Source organism: Vreelandella vilamensis (assembly GCF_031451755.1).
Taxonomy (GTDB): domain Bacteria; phylum Pseudomonadota; class Gammaproteobacteria; order Pseudomonadales; family Halomonadaceae; genus Vreelandella; species Vreelandella vilamensis.
Genome location: NZ_JARWAN010000011.1, coordinates 18,488 through 34,010 on the forward strand (window position 1 = coordinate 18,488; position 15,523 = coordinate 34,010).

29 protein-coding genes are annotated in these 15,523 nt (G+C 54.6%); all 29 read right to left on the minus strand.

Annotated elements, in window-relative coordinates:
- Positions 1–3: 3 nt before the first annotated feature.
- The 29 genes from QC823_RS08230 to rpsJ all read right to left on the minus strand — a co-directional run bounded on the left by QC823_RS08230 (position 4) and on the right by rpsJ (position 15,462).
- Positions 4–1,254: a D-alanyl-D-alanine carboxypeptidase gene (locus QC823_RS08230; protein WP_309655884.1), complete on the minus strand. Its 1,251-nt coding sequence runs from the start codon at positions 1,252–1,254 to the stop codon at positions 4–6.
- A gap of 335 nt (positions 1,255–1,589) precedes the next feature.
- Complete coding sequence (rplQ, locus tag QC823_RS08235; RefSeq protein ID WP_309655885.1) at positions 1,590–1,976, minus strand: 50S ribosomal protein L17; 387 nt, start codon at positions 1,974–1,976, stop codon at positions 1,590–1,592.
- A gap of 39 nt (positions 1,977–2,015) precedes the next feature.
- Complete coding sequence (locus QC823_RS08240) at positions 2,016–3,011, minus strand: DNA-directed RNA polymerase subunit alpha (RefSeq protein ID WP_179929149.1); 996 nt, start codon at positions 3,009–3,011, stop codon at positions 2,016–2,018.
- Between the two features lie 115 nt (positions 3,012–3,126).
- Positions 3,127–3,747, minus strand: coding sequence for a 30S ribosomal protein S4 (gene rpsD / locus QC823_RS08245; protein ID WP_250081034.1), 621 nt, complete (start codon positions 3,745–3,747; stop codon positions 3,127–3,129).
- Between the two features lie 12 nt (positions 3,748–3,759).
- Positions 3,760–4,146 (minus strand): 30S ribosomal protein S11, encoded by a 387-nt coding sequence (rpsK, locus tag QC823_RS08250; protein ID WP_009723883.1) that lies wholly within the window; start codon positions 4,144–4,146, stop codon positions 3,760–3,762.
- Positions 4,147–4,197: 51 nt separating this feature from the next.
- Positions 4,198–4,554, minus strand: a complete 357-nt coding sequence (gene rpsM, locus QC823_RS08255; protein WP_179929147.1) for a 30S ribosomal protein S13 — start codon at positions 4,552–4,554, stop codon at positions 4,198–4,200.
- A 190-nt stretch (positions 4,555–4,744) separates the two neighbouring features.
- On the minus strand, positions 4,745–4,858 hold the full coding sequence (rpmJ, locus tag QC823_RS08260; protein ID WP_009099023.1) for a 50S ribosomal protein L36: 114 nt from the start codon (positions 4,856–4,858) through the stop codon (positions 4,745–4,747).
- A 65-nt stretch (positions 4,859–4,923) separates the two neighbouring features.
- Positions 4,924–6,255: a preprotein translocase subunit SecY gene (gene secY, locus QC823_RS08265; protein ID WP_309655886.1), complete on the minus strand. Its 1,332-nt coding sequence runs from the start codon at positions 6,253–6,255 to the stop codon at positions 4,924–4,926.
- A complete protein-coding gene (gene rplO / locus QC823_RS08270) occupies positions 6,256–6,690 on the minus strand; it encodes a 50S ribosomal protein L15 (protein ID WP_309655887.1) in 435 nt (144 codons plus the stop codon).
- Between the two features lie 3 nt (positions 6,691–6,693).
- Positions 6,694–6,876: a 50S ribosomal protein L30 gene (gene rpmD / locus QC823_RS08275; protein WP_179929144.1), complete on the minus strand. Its 183-nt coding sequence runs from the start codon at positions 6,874–6,876 to the stop codon at positions 6,694–6,696.
- Positions 6,877–6,881: 5 nt separating this feature from the next.
- Positions 6,882–7,382: a 30S ribosomal protein S5 gene (rpsE, locus tag QC823_RS08280; RefSeq protein ID WP_250081026.1), complete on the minus strand. Its 501-nt coding sequence runs from the start codon at positions 7,380–7,382 to the stop codon at positions 6,882–6,884.
- Between the two features lie 12 nt (positions 7,383–7,394).
- Positions 7,395–7,745, minus strand: coding sequence for a 50S ribosomal protein L18 (gene rplR, locus QC823_RS08285; RefSeq protein ID WP_309655888.1), 351 nt, complete (start codon positions 7,743–7,745; stop codon positions 7,395–7,397).
- Positions 7,746–7,754: 9 nt separating this feature from the next.
- Positions 7,755–8,285 carry a 50S ribosomal protein L6 gene (gene rplF, locus QC823_RS08290; protein ID WP_309655889.1) on the minus strand — a complete coding sequence of 177 codons (531 nt, stop codon included), beginning with the start codon at positions 8,283–8,285 and terminating at the stop codon, positions 7,755–7,757.
- 9 nt (positions 8,286–8,294) lie between these two features.
- Positions 8,295–8,687: a 30S ribosomal protein S8 gene (rpsH, locus tag QC823_RS08295; protein ID WP_309655890.1), complete on the minus strand. Its 393-nt coding sequence runs from the start codon at positions 8,685–8,687 to the stop codon at positions 8,295–8,297.
- A 33-nt stretch (positions 8,688–8,720) separates the two neighbouring features.
- The gene (gene rpsN, locus QC823_RS08300; protein ID WP_309655891.1) at positions 8,721–9,026 is read right to left on the minus strand and encodes a 30S ribosomal protein S14; all 306 of its coding nucleotides are present in this window, start codon (positions 9,024–9,026) and stop codon (positions 8,721–8,723) included.
- A gap of 10 nt (positions 9,027–9,036) precedes the next feature.
- A complete protein-coding gene (gene rplE / locus QC823_RS08305; protein WP_309655892.1) occupies positions 9,037–9,576 on the minus strand; it encodes a 50S ribosomal protein L5 in 540 nt (179 codons plus the stop codon).
- 18 nt (positions 9,577–9,594) lie between these two features.
- Complete coding sequence (gene rplX / locus QC823_RS08310) at positions 9,595–9,909, minus strand: 50S ribosomal protein L24 (RefSeq protein ID WP_250081016.1); 315 nt, start codon at positions 9,907–9,909, stop codon at positions 9,595–9,597.
- Between the two features lie 14 nt (positions 9,910–9,923).
- Positions 9,924–10,295 carry a 50S ribosomal protein L14 gene (gene rplN, locus QC823_RS08315; protein ID WP_179929136.1) on the minus strand — a complete coding sequence of 124 codons (372 nt, stop codon included), beginning with the start codon at positions 10,293–10,295 and terminating at the stop codon, positions 9,924–9,926.
- 51 nt (positions 10,296–10,346) lie between these two features.
- Positions 10,347–10,607: a 30S ribosomal protein S17 gene (rpsQ, locus tag QC823_RS08320; RefSeq protein WP_309655893.1), complete on the minus strand. Its 261-nt coding sequence runs from the start codon at positions 10,605–10,607 to the stop codon at positions 10,347–10,349.
- 1 nt (position 10,608) lies between these two features.
- Positions 10,609–10,800 (minus strand): 50S ribosomal protein L29, encoded by a 192-nt coding sequence (gene rpmC / locus QC823_RS08325; protein ID WP_016915779.1) that lies wholly within the window; start codon positions 10,798–10,800, stop codon positions 10,609–10,611.
- Complete coding sequence (gene rplP, locus QC823_RS08330; protein WP_179929134.1) at positions 10,800–11,213, minus strand: 50S ribosomal protein L16; 414 nt, start codon at positions 11,211–11,213, stop codon at positions 10,800–10,802. The genes rpmC and rplP overlap by 1 nt, the downstream gene beginning before the upstream one ends.
- A 15-nt stretch (positions 11,214–11,228) precedes the next feature.
- Entirely contained in the window at positions 11,229–11,927 is a 699-nt protein-coding gene (gene rpsC, locus QC823_RS08335; protein ID WP_250081014.1) for a 30S ribosomal protein S3, read from the minus strand.
- Between the two features lie 11 nt (positions 11,928–11,938).
- On the minus strand, positions 11,939–12,271 hold the full coding sequence (gene rplV, locus QC823_RS08340) for a 50S ribosomal protein L22 (protein ID WP_179929132.1): 333 nt from the start codon (positions 12,269–12,271) through the stop codon (positions 11,939–11,941).
- 18 nt (positions 12,272–12,289) lie between these two features.
- Positions 12,290–12,565, minus strand: coding sequence for a 30S ribosomal protein S19 (gene rpsS, locus QC823_RS08345; RefSeq protein ID WP_013330996.1), 276 nt, complete (start codon positions 12,563–12,565; stop codon positions 12,290–12,292).
- A gap of 33 nt (positions 12,566–12,598) precedes the next feature.
- Positions 12,599–13,426 (minus strand): 50S ribosomal protein L2, encoded by an 828-nt coding sequence (gene rplB, locus QC823_RS08350; RefSeq protein ID WP_309655894.1) that lies wholly within the window; start codon positions 13,424–13,426, stop codon positions 12,599–12,601.
- Between the two features lie 17 nt (positions 13,427–13,443).
- Complete coding sequence (gene rplW, locus QC823_RS08355; RefSeq protein WP_179929130.1) at positions 13,444–13,740, minus strand: 50S ribosomal protein L23; 297 nt, start codon at positions 13,738–13,740, stop codon at positions 13,444–13,446.
- A complete protein-coding gene (rplD, locus tag QC823_RS08360) occupies positions 13,737–14,342 on the minus strand; it encodes a 50S ribosomal protein L4 (RefSeq protein WP_309655895.1) in 606 nt (201 codons plus the stop codon). Before rplD ends, rplW begins: the two co-directional genes overlap by 4 nt.
- Before the next feature lie 14 nt (positions 14,343–14,356).
- On the minus strand, positions 14,357–14,995 hold the full coding sequence (rplC, locus tag QC823_RS08365; RefSeq protein ID WP_179929128.1) for a 50S ribosomal protein L3: 639 nt from the start codon (positions 14,993–14,995) through the stop codon (positions 14,357–14,359).
- 155 nt (positions 14,996–15,150) lie between these two features.
- A complete protein-coding gene (gene rpsJ / locus QC823_RS08370; protein WP_016419080.1) occupies positions 15,151–15,462 on the minus strand; it encodes a 30S ribosomal protein S10 in 312 nt (103 codons plus the stop codon).
- Positions 15,463–15,523: the final 61 nt, after the last annotated feature.

Here is a 15,523-nt window from a genome sequence, read left to right on the forward strand (position 1 = left end):
CTTTTAAAGGCTGGCGTTAACCACCATGCAATCCATTCCTTGGGCCTTAAGCTGTTGGCAAGCTTGGCGCGCTTGCCCTTCCTGTAACGCCATCAGTCGAGCGCGAAACACCGAGTTATCCAGTGCATCGACCGCAATCCGGCCATTCATTGCATGCGGTAAACGCTCAGCGGCAAGTCGTGCAAACTGCTGCGCTTGATCAGCATGACTAAAGGCACCTACCTGTATGCCCCACGCCTGCGTTGCTCGCGAGCCAAGCAGTGTCGACTCGCGCTCAATCAAGGCACGCAACGGGTCATTTCGCTCAGTGATCGGGGACTCAAACGCGTTTATCTCCGCGCGACTATCTTGAACCGTATTAACCGACGTTTCCAGCGACGCTAACAGCTCAAGCGAGCGCGCGGCAGGCGCGGGCTCTACAGGCTCAACCACCCGGGGCTGACCAAAGCGCATAAAATCACGCGAGAAGCTGGCATCGGCTAACCATGTGTGGTGGTCACGCAAACCGGCGCGCATAAAGCTGCGATTGAGCAAGTCCGCCATGTGGGTATCGCGGGATTGGGAGCTAAATCCGCCCATCACCACGCCAACCAACCGACGTTCACCGCGCGTGGCCGTGGTCGCAACATTAAAACCCGAGGCGCGAATAAAGCCGGTCTTCAACCCATCGGCACCTGGATAGTTTTTGACCAAGCGATTATGACTTTTGTGTTTGGTCCCGCGATAAACGAATTCTTGCAGGCCAAAGTAGTGATAATACTGGGGAAAGTCCTGCATGACGCGTACTGAGAGCGTCAGCATATCCCGCGCCGTCGTAACCTGAGCGTCATCTGGTAAGCCTGAGGCATTGCGAAAGGTAGTGGCGTGCATCCCCATCTCGCGTGCTTTGGCGGTCATCATTTGCGCAAAACGCGGTTCCGTGCCGCCTAACGCTTCGGCTACCACCGCAGCGACGTCATTCGCCGAGCGTACCGCCAGTGCCCGAATAGCCGTGTCGACCGGAATCGAGCTACCCGCGGCAAGCCATAGTTTTACCGCAGGTTTAGCGGCGGCATAACGCGACACGGGCAGCGCTTGATCTAAACGCAGGGTACCCTCTTCCAATGCTTCAAACGCCAAGTAGAGCGTCATCATTTTGGTTAACGAGGCAGGATAACGCCGCGCATCGGCATTTTCAGCGTAGAGGACCTCGCCATTGTCCAAATCGACTACGATGCCCGCATAACGCGGGTTCGCGTGGACGCTGGAGGACACAAGAAGTGCCAAGCATGAAACAAATAAAACTAACCAGACCCAACACAAGCTACGTGAATGAACGCGCAACTGGAATGCGTATGCCGATGCCCCTTGCATGTGATGCCCCCGTGACGATGCCAATTTAACGGCTCAATTTTTTTATTATGGTCAGCTTCGCCTTAAATGCCATAACAAAGCAAGCGTAAATACGTGGAATATGATTTAGCACGAAACAAAGCTTTAAATAAGCTACGGCTAATCAATAAAGCAAAAAAAACCGGCCTTATCCTTTAACGCTAACAGCGTTTAGATAAGGCCGGTTTTACCAGCAGTGAAAAAGTGTCGACTAAGACTTACTCTTCGGCAACAGCTTCTTCCATTACCGGGCGGTCGACAAGCTCAACGTATGCCATTGGCGCGTTGTCACCCGTGCGGAAACCGCACTTGAGAATACGGACGTAACCGCCCGGACGCTCGACGTAACGCGGACCTAGTTCGTTGAACAGTTTGCCGACGGCTTCTTTAGAGCGCGTGCGGGCAAATGCCAAACGACGGTTGGCAACGCTGTCTTGCTTAGCCAACGTGATCAGCGGCTCGATAACACGACGCAGCTCTTTGGCTTTGGGTAGGGTTGTCTTAATCACTTCGTGCTCAACTAGCGACACAGACATGTTTTTAAACATAGCCTGACGATGCGAGCTGTTACGATTTAATTGACGACCACTCTTACGATGACGCATGGTTGTGATTCCTTACCAAACTGGGACTCAAGTCGACGCTCACGCAGAGGCCTTGTCATCCTTCAGGCTAGCGGGCGGCCAATTTTCTAGCCGCATGCCGAGGGACAAGCCGCGTGCTGCCAAAACGTCTTTGATTTCGTTCAAAGATTTTTTACCGAGATTGGGCGTCTTCAGCAGCTCAACTTCTGTACGCTGAATCAGGTCACCAATGTAATAAATATTCTCGGCTTTCAGGCAGTTAGCGCTACGAACGGTCAACTCAAGATCGTCTACGGGGCGCAGTAGAATCGGATCAACGTGATCTTCTTCCTCTTCGACTTCCTGTTCTTTATCAGCTTCCAGGTCGACGAAGGCGGCCAGCTGCTCTTGCAGAATGGTCGCGCTGCGGCGGATAGCCTCTTCCGGATCCAAAGTACCGTCAGTTTCCAAATCGATAATCAGCTTATCGAGGTCGGTACGCTGCTCGACACGAGCGGCTTCAACGGCGTAGGAAACACGACGCACAGGGCTGAAGGTGGCATCCAGCTGCAGGCGACCAATCGTGCGAGACTCTTCATCAGAGCCACGAACGTCTGCCGGCTCGTAACCACGACCCATCGCTACCTTTAGCTGAATTTTCAGCTCGGCACCTTCATTGACGTGGGCAATCACGTGGTCCGGATTAACGATTTCGACGCTATGATCAAGCGCAATGTCGCCAGCGGTGACGACGGCTGGGCCCTGCTTGTTCAGCGAGAGCACCGCCTCATCGCGGCTGTGCATCTTGATCGCAACATCTTTCAAATTCAGGAGGATTTCAATGACATCTTCCTGCACCCCTTCGAGCGCACTATATTCGTGCTCGACACCAGCAATTTCAGCCTCTACCACAGCGGCGCCGGGCATGGATGAAAGCAGAATGCGACGCAGTGCATTCCCCAGGGTGTGACCAAAGCCGCGCTCGAACGGTTCGAGAACGATTTTGGCATGATGTGCGCTGATTTCTTCGACCTTGATGTCGCGAGGACGGAGAAACTCGGTCACTGAACGCTGCATAAGAACACCTTTCAGGCTGCCAAACGGATACTGAGTACTCAAGAGCATTCAACTCAAGAGTATCCGGGCGGGAAGCAGCGCTACTCCGCCCGGGCTTGAAGAAGCAATTAATGGCTTACTTCGAGTACAGCTCGACGATCAGGTTTTCGTTGATGTCGGCAGACAGGTCACCGCGTTCAGGCAGAGCCTTGAAAGTGCCTTCCATCTTCTTGGCGTCGGTTTCGATCCACACTACATCGCCACGATTAGCAGCAAGTGCCAGAGCGTTTTGGATGCGAGCTTGGTTCTTCGCCTTTTCGCGAACTGAAACGACGTCACCCGGCTTCACTTGATAAGAAGCCACGTTAACGGTTTTTCCGTTCACGACAATCGCCTTGTGGCTGACCAGCTGACGCGCTTCAGAGCGTGTCGAGCCGAAGCCCATCCGGTAGACGACGTTGTCCAGTCGGGATTCAAGCAACTGCAACAACACTTCACCGGTGGCGCCTTTCAGGCGAGCAGCGGCTTTGTAGTAGTTGCGGAATTGCTTTTCGAGTACGCCATACATACGGCGTACTTTCTGCTTCTCACGAAGCTGCAAGCCGTAGTCGGAAAGACGCTGACGACGCTGGCCGTGTACACCCGGGATTTGCTCGGATTTACACTTTTTCTCGAAGGGAGTCACACCACTCTTTAAAAAGAGGTCGGTGCCTTCACGACGAGACAATTTGCACTTCGGTCCAATATAACGGGCCATGAATCTGTCTCCTTAAACGCGGCGTTTCTTCGGCGGACGGCAACCATTATGGGGAATGGGCGTCGCGTCGGTGATGCTTTGCACGCGGAAGCCGGCGGCATTCAGTGCGCGCACGGCGGATTCACGGCCAGGACCGGGGCCTTTGACCAGCACGTCGACGTTTTTCACACCATACTCGGCTGCAGCAGTCGCTGCACGTTCACTTGCCACTTGAGCAGCGAACGGGGTGCTCTTACGAGAACCACGAAAACCCGAACCACCGGCAGTTGCCCAAGAAAGAGCATTGCCCTGGCGGTCTGTGATCGTCACGATCGTGTTGTTAAAAGAGGCATGGATATGCGCAACGGCATCCACTACCTGCTTTTTAACCTTTTTACGGTTACTGCGCGGGTTAGCCATGTTGATGTCTATTCCTGTCTTTACGTCAGACTTTACGTCCGAACGTGCGTGTTATTTGCGGATCGGCTTACGCGGGCCCTTACGGGTACGCGCGTTAGTCTTAGTCCGCTGACCACGCAGCGGAAGACTACGGCGATGACGCAGACCACGATAGCAACCTAAGTCCATGAGACGCTTAATGTTAAGCGTGACATCACGACGAAGGTCACCTTCTACGGTGTACTTACCAACTTCAGAACGTAGTGTGTCAACTTCTTCAGAAGACAGGTCCTGAACCTTGGCAGTCGGCGCGATACCAGCAGCAGCACAGATGTGCTCAGCGCGGGTACGACCGATTCCGAAGATATAGGTCAGCGAGATCGCCGCATGCTTGTTATCCGGGATATTGACGCCTGCAATACGGGCCATCAGCTTACTCCGAAGTTTGAGCGGCTTGCTCGTGTGTTCATCTACAAAAGGCGCAATAGCATATCCCTTTAAGCGCACAGATGCAAATCTCTATGTTCCTAATGCCGTGTTGATAACACGTGTGCATCAGAACGGATTTACACTCTGTGCTAGGGATATGCCAGCACCGGCTTAATCATCAGCCCAGAGATTAACCCTGGCGCTGCTTGTGCCGCGGTTCGATGCAAATGACGCGGACAGCACCATTGCGACGAATAATCTTACAGTTACGGCACATCTTCTTTACGGAAGCTCGAACTTTCATCGTTCTTTCTCCAAAAACGGCTCGCGGCGCGCCCCAGCACTATATTAACAAGATAAGGCGGCGCCTCAGCGCATGATGCCGCCGCTACCGTAGCCTTTCAGGTTGGACTTCTTCATTACCGAGTCATACTGGTGCGACATGAGATGCGACTGCACCTGCGCCATGAAATCCATGATCACCACCACCACAATCAGTAGCGATGTTCCGCCAAAGAAGAACGGTACGTTCCACGCTACAATCAGGAATTGAGGCATCAAAGAGACGGCAGTAATGTACAGTGCACCGAACAACGTCAAACGCGTCATGACTTTGTCGATGTAGCGAGCGGTCTGCTCACCAGGGCGAATACCCGGCAAGAAAGCACCTGACTTTTTCAGATTGTCAGCTACATCCTTGGGATTGAAGACCAGCGCTGTGTAAAAGAAGCAGAAGAATACCACCGCCGCGCCGAAAAGCAAGATGTAAAGCGGCTGACCTGGCCCTAACGCCTGTGAGGCGCGCTGGAGCCACTCCATGCCATCCCCTGCACCGACCCATTGGCCGATGGAGGCGGGGAAGAGCAGAATGCTGGAAGCAAAAATGGCGGGGATTACACCTGCCATATTTACCTTCAGCGGCAGATAACTGCTCTGCCCAGCGTACATCTTGTTGCCAACTTGGCGACGTGGGTAGTTGACTTTGAGCCGGCGTTGACCGCGCTCAATGAAGACCACAAACGCCACCGTCGCAACACCCAGCACGGTCAACGCTAACAGCGGCAGAACATTCCAGGCCCCTTCATTGCGGGCAAGCTCAAAGGCTTGCCCCACGGCGCTGGGTAGCCCAGCGACGATCCCCGAGAAGATTAGCAGCGAAATGCCGTTGCCAATTCCCTTTTCGGTGATCTGCTCACCTAGCCACATCATAAACACTGCACCGGCGACAAACGTCACCACGGCAGTGAAAAAGAAGCTAAAGTCAGCGCTGTAAGCGATGCCTTGGCTAGCCAGGCCCACGGACATACCGATGGCCTGAACAAGCGCCAGTAGCACCGTGCCGTAGCGAGTGTACTGGCTAATCTTGCGGCGGCCGGACTCGCCTTCCTTCTTGAGCTGTTCAAGATGGGGCGAGACCGCAGTCATCAGCTGCATGATAATCGACGCCGATATATAGGGCATAATACCCAGGGCGAGGACACTCATGCGCTCCAGGGCACCGCCTGAAAACATGTTAAACATGCCCAGAATGGTACCCTGCTGCTCCCTAAACAAGGCAGCAAGCTGGTCAGGATTGATACCAGGCACGGGGATGTGGGCACCGATGCGGTACACCACAATGGCGATGAGTACAAAGCGCAGACGCGCCCAGAGTTCACCCAAACCGCTGCCCGTCGCCGGCATATTTCCTGACTTGGCCATTTAGTCCTCTACCTTGCCGCCGGCAGCTTCAATCGCAGCACGGGCACCTTTGGTGACCTTAATACCACGAACAGTAACTGCCTTATTCAATTCGCCAGAAAGGATGATCTTCGCATGACGCGTCGCATCCTTCAGCACGTTGGCATCTTTCAGCGTCTGCATTGTCACTTCGTCACCGGCCACTTTCGCCAGTTCCGCCAGACGCACTTCTTCAGACACCAGTGATTTAGCAGAGGTAAAACCAAACTTCGGCAGACGACGCTGCAACGGCATTTGACCGCCTTCGAAACCTGGCTTAACGCTACCACCACTGCGTGACTTCTGGCCTTTGTGGCCACGGCCACCGGTCTTGCCTAGACCGGAACCGATACCACGACCAACACGCTTTTCAGCCTGTTTGGAGCCCGGTGCTGGGCTTAAGGTATTGAGTTTCATGGATTACTCTCCCTCAACGCGCACAAGGTAGTTCACCTTGTGAATCATGCCGCGTACGGCGGGGGTGTCTTCCAGCTCAACCGTATGACCGATGCGACGTAAGCCCAAGCCTTGGATATTAGCCTTGTGCTTGGGCAGAACGCCGATGGTGCTGCGGATCTGGGTAACCTTGATCGTTGCTGCCATGGTGCTCACCCCGTGATCGCTTCGACAGACAGACCGCGCTTAGCGGCCACGTCTTCCGGTGCTTGCATGGACGCGAGACCGTTTACGGTAGCGCGTACAACATTGACCGGGTTGGTGGAACCGTAGCACTTGGCCAATACATCGTGGACGCCAGCAAGCTCTAGTACAGAGCGCATAGCACCACCGGCGATGATACCGGTACCTTCAGAAGCCGGCTGCATGTAGACCTTAGAAGCGCCGTGACGGGCTTTCACCGGATACTGCAGCGTGTGGCCTGAGAGATTAACCTTGACCATGTTGCGACGCGCTTGATCCATCGCCTTTTGAATGGCAATTGGCACTTCACGCGCCTTACCACGACCAAAGCCGACACGACCTTTACCATCACCAACGACGGTCAGGGCGGTAAAGCCGAAAATACGACCCCCTTTGACCACCTTGGCGACACGGTTGACCTGTACTAACTTCTCTTGCAGGTCACCGTTTTGCTGTTCGTTCTTCGCCATCGTAAAAACCCTTTAGAATTCCAGGCCGCCTTCACGAGCGGCGTCGGCTAAAGCCTTGACGCGACCGTGATACTTAAAACCAGCACGGTCAAAGGCCACCTGGGTGATGCCTGCTTCTTTTGCGCGTTCGGCAATCAGGGCACCCACTTTTGTGGCTGCCTCTGTGTTACCGGTTGCACCCTCGCGAAGTGCCTTGTCCAGCGTAGAAGCACTGGCGAGCACTTTGCCACCATCCGGCGAGATAATCTGCGCGTAGATGTGACGTGGGGTACGGTTGACGCACAGGCGGAACGCGCCTAGCTCGCGAATTTTGGCGCGAGCACGGCGGGCACGACGGAGACGAGATTCTTTCTTCGCGTTCATAACCCTGCCTTACTTCTTCTTGGCTTCTTTGCGACGCACCTGCTCGTCGGCGTACCGGACACCTTTGCCTTTATATGGCTCTGGCGGACGGAAGGCGCGGATTTCCGCGGCGCACTGGCCGAGCTTCTGCTTGTCCGCGCTTTTCAGCACGATAACAGTGTTCTTTGGCGTTTCCGCTGAGACACCGTCAGGCAGTTCGTAGTCGACCGGGTGCGAGAAGCCCAGTGAAAGATTGAGCGTCTGGCCCTTCGCTTGAGCACGATAACCAACGCCAACAATTTCGAGGGATTTGGTAAAGCCCTCGGATACGCCCGTGACCAGATTTTGAACCAACGCACGGGTAGTGCCGGCCATCGCCCAGCTCTTCGCCGACTCACTCGGGGCAAAGGTTAGCTGGCCGTCTTCCTGACCCACCACGACATCTGCGTGGATCGGCATAGACAGCGTGCCTTGGCTGCCTTTTACGGTCAGCTGATCAGCATCAATTTTGATGTCAACGCCGGCAGGCACTTTAACCGGATATTTCGCTATGCGGGACATTCCAGCCTCCTAGAATACGGTGCAGATGACTTCGCCACCGACACCCGCCTGGCGCGCGGCACGATCGGTCATTACTCCATTGGAAGTAGTGACAATCGCGATACCCAGACCATCGGCGACCTTGGGCAAATTGTCTTTGCCCTTGTACTGGCGCAAAGACGGCTTGGAAACCCGCTGAATGTGATCGATAACCGGCTTACCCTCAAAGTACTTGAGAGTCACGGTCAGCTCGGGCTTGGTGCTTTCAGCCACCGTGAAATCGGTGATGTAACCCTCTTCTTTCAACACGCGGGCCACTTCCACTTTCAGCTTGGAGGACGGCATGGTAACCGTCTCTTTGGTGGCCATCTGCGCATTGCGGATACGAGTAAACATATCCGCCAGAGTGTCTTGCATGCTCATTTAATGTGCGCTCCTGATGATACTACGTGGCACTTACCAGCTGGACTTTTTCAGCCCAGGGACGTCGCCACGCATGGCGGCTTCACGCAGCTTATTACGGCCGAGGCCGAACTTGTTGTAGAAACCGTGCGGACGGCCGGTAATGCGGCAGCGGTTACGCTGACGTACCGGACTTGAGTCGCGCGGCAGTTGCTGCAGCTTAAGCTGCGCCTCGAAGCGCTCTTCGTCGGAAGCGTTCACGTTTTGAATGATCGCTTTGAGTTCAGTTCGCTTGGCCGCGTACTTCTCGACCAACTTAGTGCGCTTGAGCTCACGCTCTACCATGCTTTTCTTTGCCATGATCCCAGCCCTATTTTTTGAACGGGAAGCTCAACGCGCGCAGCAGCGCACGGCCTTCCTCGTCGGTGTTGGCGGTAGTGGTGATGGTGACATCAAGCCCCCGAATGCGATCGATCTTATCATACTCGATCTCCGGGAAGATGATCTGTTCACGTACACCCATAGAATAATTGCCGCGACCGTCAAAAGACTTCGGGTTGAGACCACGGAAGTCACGCACGCGAGGAATCGCGATGTTGACCAAGCGGTCCAGGAAGTCCCACATGCGCTCACCGCGCAGGGTCACCTTGATACCGATCGGCCAGCCTTCGCGAACCTTGAAGCCCGCGATGGACTTACGTGCCTTGGTCACCAACGGCTTTTGACCCGAGAGTTTCTCTAAGTCACCGATGGCATTGTCGATCAGCTTTTTATCGCTGACCGCATCGCCGATGCCCATGTTCAGAGTCACTTTTGTGATCCGCGGCACCTGCATTACGTTGGCGTAGCTAAACTCTTCTTTGAGTTGAGCTGCCACCTCGTTTTGATAACGTTCTTTCAAGTTCGCCATTTTGCTACCCGACTCACGTTAGGCGTCGATCTGCGTTTGCGTCGACTTGTAGATACGTACCTTGGTACCGTCTTCGCTCACTTGGAAGCCGACGCGATCCGCCTTACCGGTCTCCGAATTGAAGATGGCTACGTTGGACGCGTGAATCGGAGCCTCACGCTCCACGATACCGCCCTGATTTCCCGCCATGGGATTTGGCTTGGTGTGACGTTTAATCATATTCACACCGGATACGACAAAGCGATTCTCTAACACACGCTTAACCGTACCGCGCTTGCCCTTATCCTTCCCGGCGATGACGATGACTTCATCGTCACGTTTGATCTTTTGCATATCCGCCTCGCTCCTTACAGCACTTCAGGCGCCAAGGAAATGATCTTCATGAACTTTTCATTACGCAGTTCACGAGTGACCGGCCCGAAAATACGGGTACCGACCGGCTGTTCGTTGGTGTTGTTCAACAGAACCGCCGCATTTCCGTCGAAACGGATCAGCGAACCGTCAGGACGACGGACGCCGCTCTTTGTACGAACGACTACCGCTTTCATGACTTGGCCTTTTTTGACCTTGCCACGCGGAATCGCTTCTTTTATTGACACTTTAATGATGTCACCAACGCGAGCGTAGCGACGGTGTGACCCGCCTAGCACCTTGATGCATTGCACCCGGCGCGCTCCGCTGTTGTCAGCGACATCCAGCATTGTCTGAGTCTGAATCATCGGTTTTCTCCAAACCTAATCTGACTGCACTGGTTGAACAGACGCAGGATGTTAACCTTTGGCCTGCTCGACCACCTCGATCAGCGTCCAAGCTTTTTTCTTGGACAACGGACGGCACTCTTCAATAGAGACCGTATCGCCAGCCTTCGCTTGGTTCGCCTCATCATGGGCGTGCAGCTTAGTGGAGCGCTTTACGTATTTACCGTAGATCGGGTGACGCTCACGACGCTCGATCATCACGACGATGGATTTATCCATCTTGTCACTCACCACTTTTCCGGTGAGCGTACGAGTTTTCTTTTCTTCGGCCATCTCAATCACCTGCCTTCTCGTTAAGCACAGTCTTCACGCGGGCGATATCCCGACGGACCTGCTTGAGCAGATGAGTCTGGCTCAGTTGGCCGGTGGCCTTCTGCATGCGCAGGTTAAACTGCTCGCGGAGGAGTTCGAGGAGCTGTTCTTGCAACTCACCGACTGACTTTTCACGAATTTCCTGGGCTTTCATCACATCACCGTCCGTTTCGCAAAGGTGGTGGATATGGGCATTTTCTGGGCGGCCAACTCAAACGCTTCACGCGCGAGCTCTTCTGACACACCTTCAATCTCGTACAAGACCCGACCCGGCTGAATCTGAGCGACCCAGTACTCGACGGAGCCTTTACCCTTACCCATACGAACTTCGAGCGGCTTTTTCGAGATCGGCTTATCCGGGAATACGCGGATCCAAATCTTACCGCCACGTTTTACGTGACGTGTGATCGCACGACGGCCAGCTTCGATCTGGCGCGCGGTAATACGTCCGCGACCAGTCGCTTTGAGGCCATATTCCCCGAAGCTAATCTTGCTTCCGCGATGCGCTAGGCCACGGTTGCGACCCTTTTGCACCTTGCGGAATTTTAAACGCTTGGGCTGTAACATCGACTCGCTCTCCCCTTACCTGGAACCTTTCTTCTTGGGCGCGTTGCCGGTAGGCTGCTTCGCCTTGGCACGAACTTCCTCGATACCGCCGAGGATTTCACCCTTGAAGATCCACACTTTGACGCCGATAACGCCGTAGGTGGTGTGAGCTTCGTAAGTGGCGTAGTCGATATCCGCACGCAACGTGTGCAGCGGAACGCGACCTTCGCGATACCATTCGGTACGTGCGATTTCAGCACCACCCAAGCGACCTGACAGCTGAATCTTGATGCCGCCGGCACCTAGACGCATAGCGTTTTGTACCGCGCGCTTCATTGCACGACGGAACATAACGCGACGCTCTAGCTGACCCGCAACGTTAGCAGCTACCAGCTTGGCATCCAGCTCCGGCTTGCGAACTTCTTCAATGTTCACATGCACCGGGACACCCATCATCTCGGTCAGATCACGACGCAAACGGTCGACATCTTCCCCTTTCTTACCAATCACAATACCCGGACGGGCCGTGTGAATGGTGATGCGGGCGTTATTTGCTGGACGCTCGATGTTAATGCGGCTTACGGAAGCGTTTTTAAGACGCTCTTCCAGGAAGCTACGCACCACGAGATCATTATTGAGCTTATCGGCGTAAGCGCCGCGCTCGGCATACCAGACAGAAGCATGGTCTTTGACGATGCCCAGTCGAATGCCTGTTGGATTGACTTTCTGACCCATCTGGTCGACTCCTACTTCTCGGCTACCTTAACGGTGATGTGGCAGGTGCGCTTCAAGATACGGTCCGCACGCCCTTTGGCACGCGGCTTGATACGCTTGAGCGTCATGCCCTCATCGACGCAGATGGTCGAGACACGCAGCTCGTCGATATCCATGCCTTCGTTTTCTTCCGCGTTTGCAATGGCGGACTGCAGCACTTTTTTGACCAATGTAGCAGCCTTCTTCGGTGAGAAGGTCAGAAGGTCAAGTGCCTCGGCGACAGGTTTACCGCGCACCTGGTCAGCCACCAAACGGGCCTTCTGGGCGGATAAACGAGCGCCACGCAGCTTAGCTGTGACTTCCATCTCTCAATCCTCTTTGGCTTACCGTTTGGCTTTCTTGTCCGCCGCATGACCGCGATAAGTGCGGGTGGCAGCGAACTCGCCTAGCTTGTGACCAACCATTTCCTCGGAGACATGCACCGGGACATGTTGGCGACCGTTATGTACTGCAATGGTCAGACCTACCATATTCGGCAGAATCATCGAACGACGCGACCAGGTCTTGATCGGTTTACGGTCGTTCTTTTCCACTGCTACCTCGACCTTCTTCAAAAGATGAAGGTCAATGAAAGGACCTTTCTTAAGTGAACGTGGCACAGCCGTTACCCCTTAATATCTTGGCGATTTTAATCACCGTGCCTTCCGGCGACGGACGATTAGCTTGTCGGTGCGCTTGTTCTTACGCGTCTTATGACCCTTAGTCGGCACACCCCAAGGTGTAACCGGGTGACGCCCGCCACTAGAGCGACCTTCACCACCACCGTGTGGGTGATCTACCGGGTTCATTGCGACACCGCGAACGGTTGGGCGCACGCCTCTCCAGCGCTTCGCACCGGCCTTGCCAAGTTGACGCAGGCTGTGCTCGGAGTTGCTCACTTCACCCAAGGTCGCACGACATTCCGCCAGGACTTTACGCATCTCGCCAGAGCGAAGACGCAGGGTCGCGTAGTTACCTTCACGAGCGACCAACTGGGCGCTTGTGCCGGCACTGCGAGCAATCTGCGCGCCTTTACCCGGTTTCAGTTCGATACCGTGAACGGTAGAACCCAGCGGGATGTTGCGCAGCGGCAAGGCATTGCCTTTTTTGATGGGCGCGTTAACACCAGATTCCAGCACGTCACCCGCGCTGACGCCTCTCGGCGCAATGATGTAACGACGCTCGCCATCGGCATACTTTAACAGCGCGATATGCGCGCTACGGTTGGGGTCGTGCTCCAAACGCTCAACGGTGGCCGGAATGCCATCTTTGGTGCGTTTAAAGTCGATCAACCGGTAGTGCTGACGGTGACCACCACCAACGTGACGGGTAGTGATACGACCGTAGTTATTACGTCCACCGGACTTGGACTGCTTTTCCAAAAGCGGTGCATAAGCACGGCCTTTGTAAAGCGCTTCGCCAACAATCTTAACGACGTGGCGACGACCGGCGGATGTGGGTTTGGTCTTGACGATTGCCATTATCCGTACTCCTGCCCTTATTCGGCGCCAGAGAAGTCTTCGAGCGTTTCACCTGCGGCGAGGGTGACATACGCTTTGCGATACCCTTTACGCATGCCAACACCGTTTGCGGTACGCTTGGTCTTGCCTTTGACGTTTAGCGCTTGAACGCGATCGACTTTCTTGCCGAAAAGCGCTTCAACAGCTTTTTTGATCTCGGGCTTAGTAGCGTCGCTCGCGACTTTGAAAACGTACTGATTGCGCTCTGCTGCCATCGCGGCCTTTTCGGTCACGTGTGGCCCAAGCAGAACCTTGAATACGCGTTCTTGGTTCATGCCAGCTTCTCCTCGAATTTACGCAGGGCGGAGACGGTGACCAACACCTTATCAAAGGCAACCAGGCTCACCGGATCAGCAGCTGCAACATCCACCACATCAACATGCGGAAGATTGCGCGCGGCCAAGTAAAGCTTCTCATCAAGGTCTTCCGTGATGATTAGTACTTTCTCCAGATCCAGCTCTTTCAGCTTGGCGGCGACCTGCTTGGTCTTCGGTGCTTCAACAACGAACTCATCCACTGCCACTAAGCGTTCTTGACGCACTAGCTCTGACAGAATGGAGCGCATTGCCGCGCGGTACATTTTACGGTTTACCTTCTGGGTGTAGTCTTGCGGACGTGCCGCGAAGGTAACGCCGCCGCTGCGCCACAGCGGAGAACGGATGGTGCCGGCGCGTGCACGACCGGTACCTTTCTGGCGCCACGGTTTTTTACCGCCACCGCGAACGTCAGAACGATTTTTCTGTGCGCGTGTTCCCTGGCGACCACCGGCTAAATAAGCGGTGACAACCTGATGAACCAGCGCCTCATTGAATTCTTTGCCAAAAGTGGCATCGGCTACTTCAACGGTACCCGCGCCTGCAGCAAGATTCAGATTCATTGGTAATATCCCCTTCAGCCAGCTTTCACGGCGCTGCGAACGACAACGTCGCTACCGGTTGCTCCCGGAACGGCGCCTTTAATAAGCAGCAGATTGCGCTCGGCGTCGACACGGACGATTTCAAGGCTTTGTACGGTGCAACGGGCGTTACCCATTTGACCGGCCATTTTCTTGCCTTTAAATACGCGACCCGGAGTTTGACACATACCGATAGAACCCGGAGCGCGGTGCGCCAAAGAGTTACCATGGGTCATGTCTTGGGTACGGAAGTTCCAACGCTTAACAGCACCTTGGAAACCTTTACCCTTAGAGGTGCCGGTCACGTCAATCATCTGACCAGCTTCGAAGAGGGATACGGTGAGTTCGCCGCCTACTTCAGGAGCTTCCTCGCCTTCTTCCAGACGAAACTCCATCAGCTTACGACCAGCTTCAACACCTGCCTTGGCAAACTGTCCCGCTTGCGCTTTGGTAAGGTGCTTAGCTTTACGAGAGCCAGTTGTTACCTGAACCGCCGCGTAGCCGTCAGACTCGACAGACTTAACGCGTGTAACACGGTTAGGATCAACTTCAATAACGGTTACGGGCACTGATGCACCGTCTTCGGTAAAGACACGGGTCATCCCGGCCTTCTTACCGACCAAACCGATAGTCATTCTCAGTTCTCCTATAGTGTACGGGGCTATCACCCGCTATGGCTGCCCTTTCCAGAGCATTCCACTAGCACATTGTGTGGCGCCTCACGGCGCGGCGGCTGCTGCCTTTCTCTGTCATAACCCGAAAAGCGCTGGGCCGCGAGTGTCTAGTGTAATTAGTCGAGCTTGATTTGCACGTCTACGCCAGCAGCGAGATCGAGCTTCATCAGCGCGTCAACTGTTTTCTCAGTGGGCTCAACGATATCGAGCACACGCTTATGAGTGCGAATCTCATACTGATCTCGCGCGTCTTTATTAACGTGCGGAGAAATCAGGATGGTATAACGCTCGCGATTGGTCGGGAGCGGAATCGGCCCACGGACCTGAGCACCAGTACGTTTAGCGGTTTCAACAATCTCCGCTGCAGACTGATCGATCAGGCGGTGGTCGAATGCTTTCAACCGAATGCGAATCTTTTGGTTCTGCATTTGCCCTAAACTCCAATGGATGTCGACGGCGCGAGCCGTCTACCCACGCATTCAAAGGATG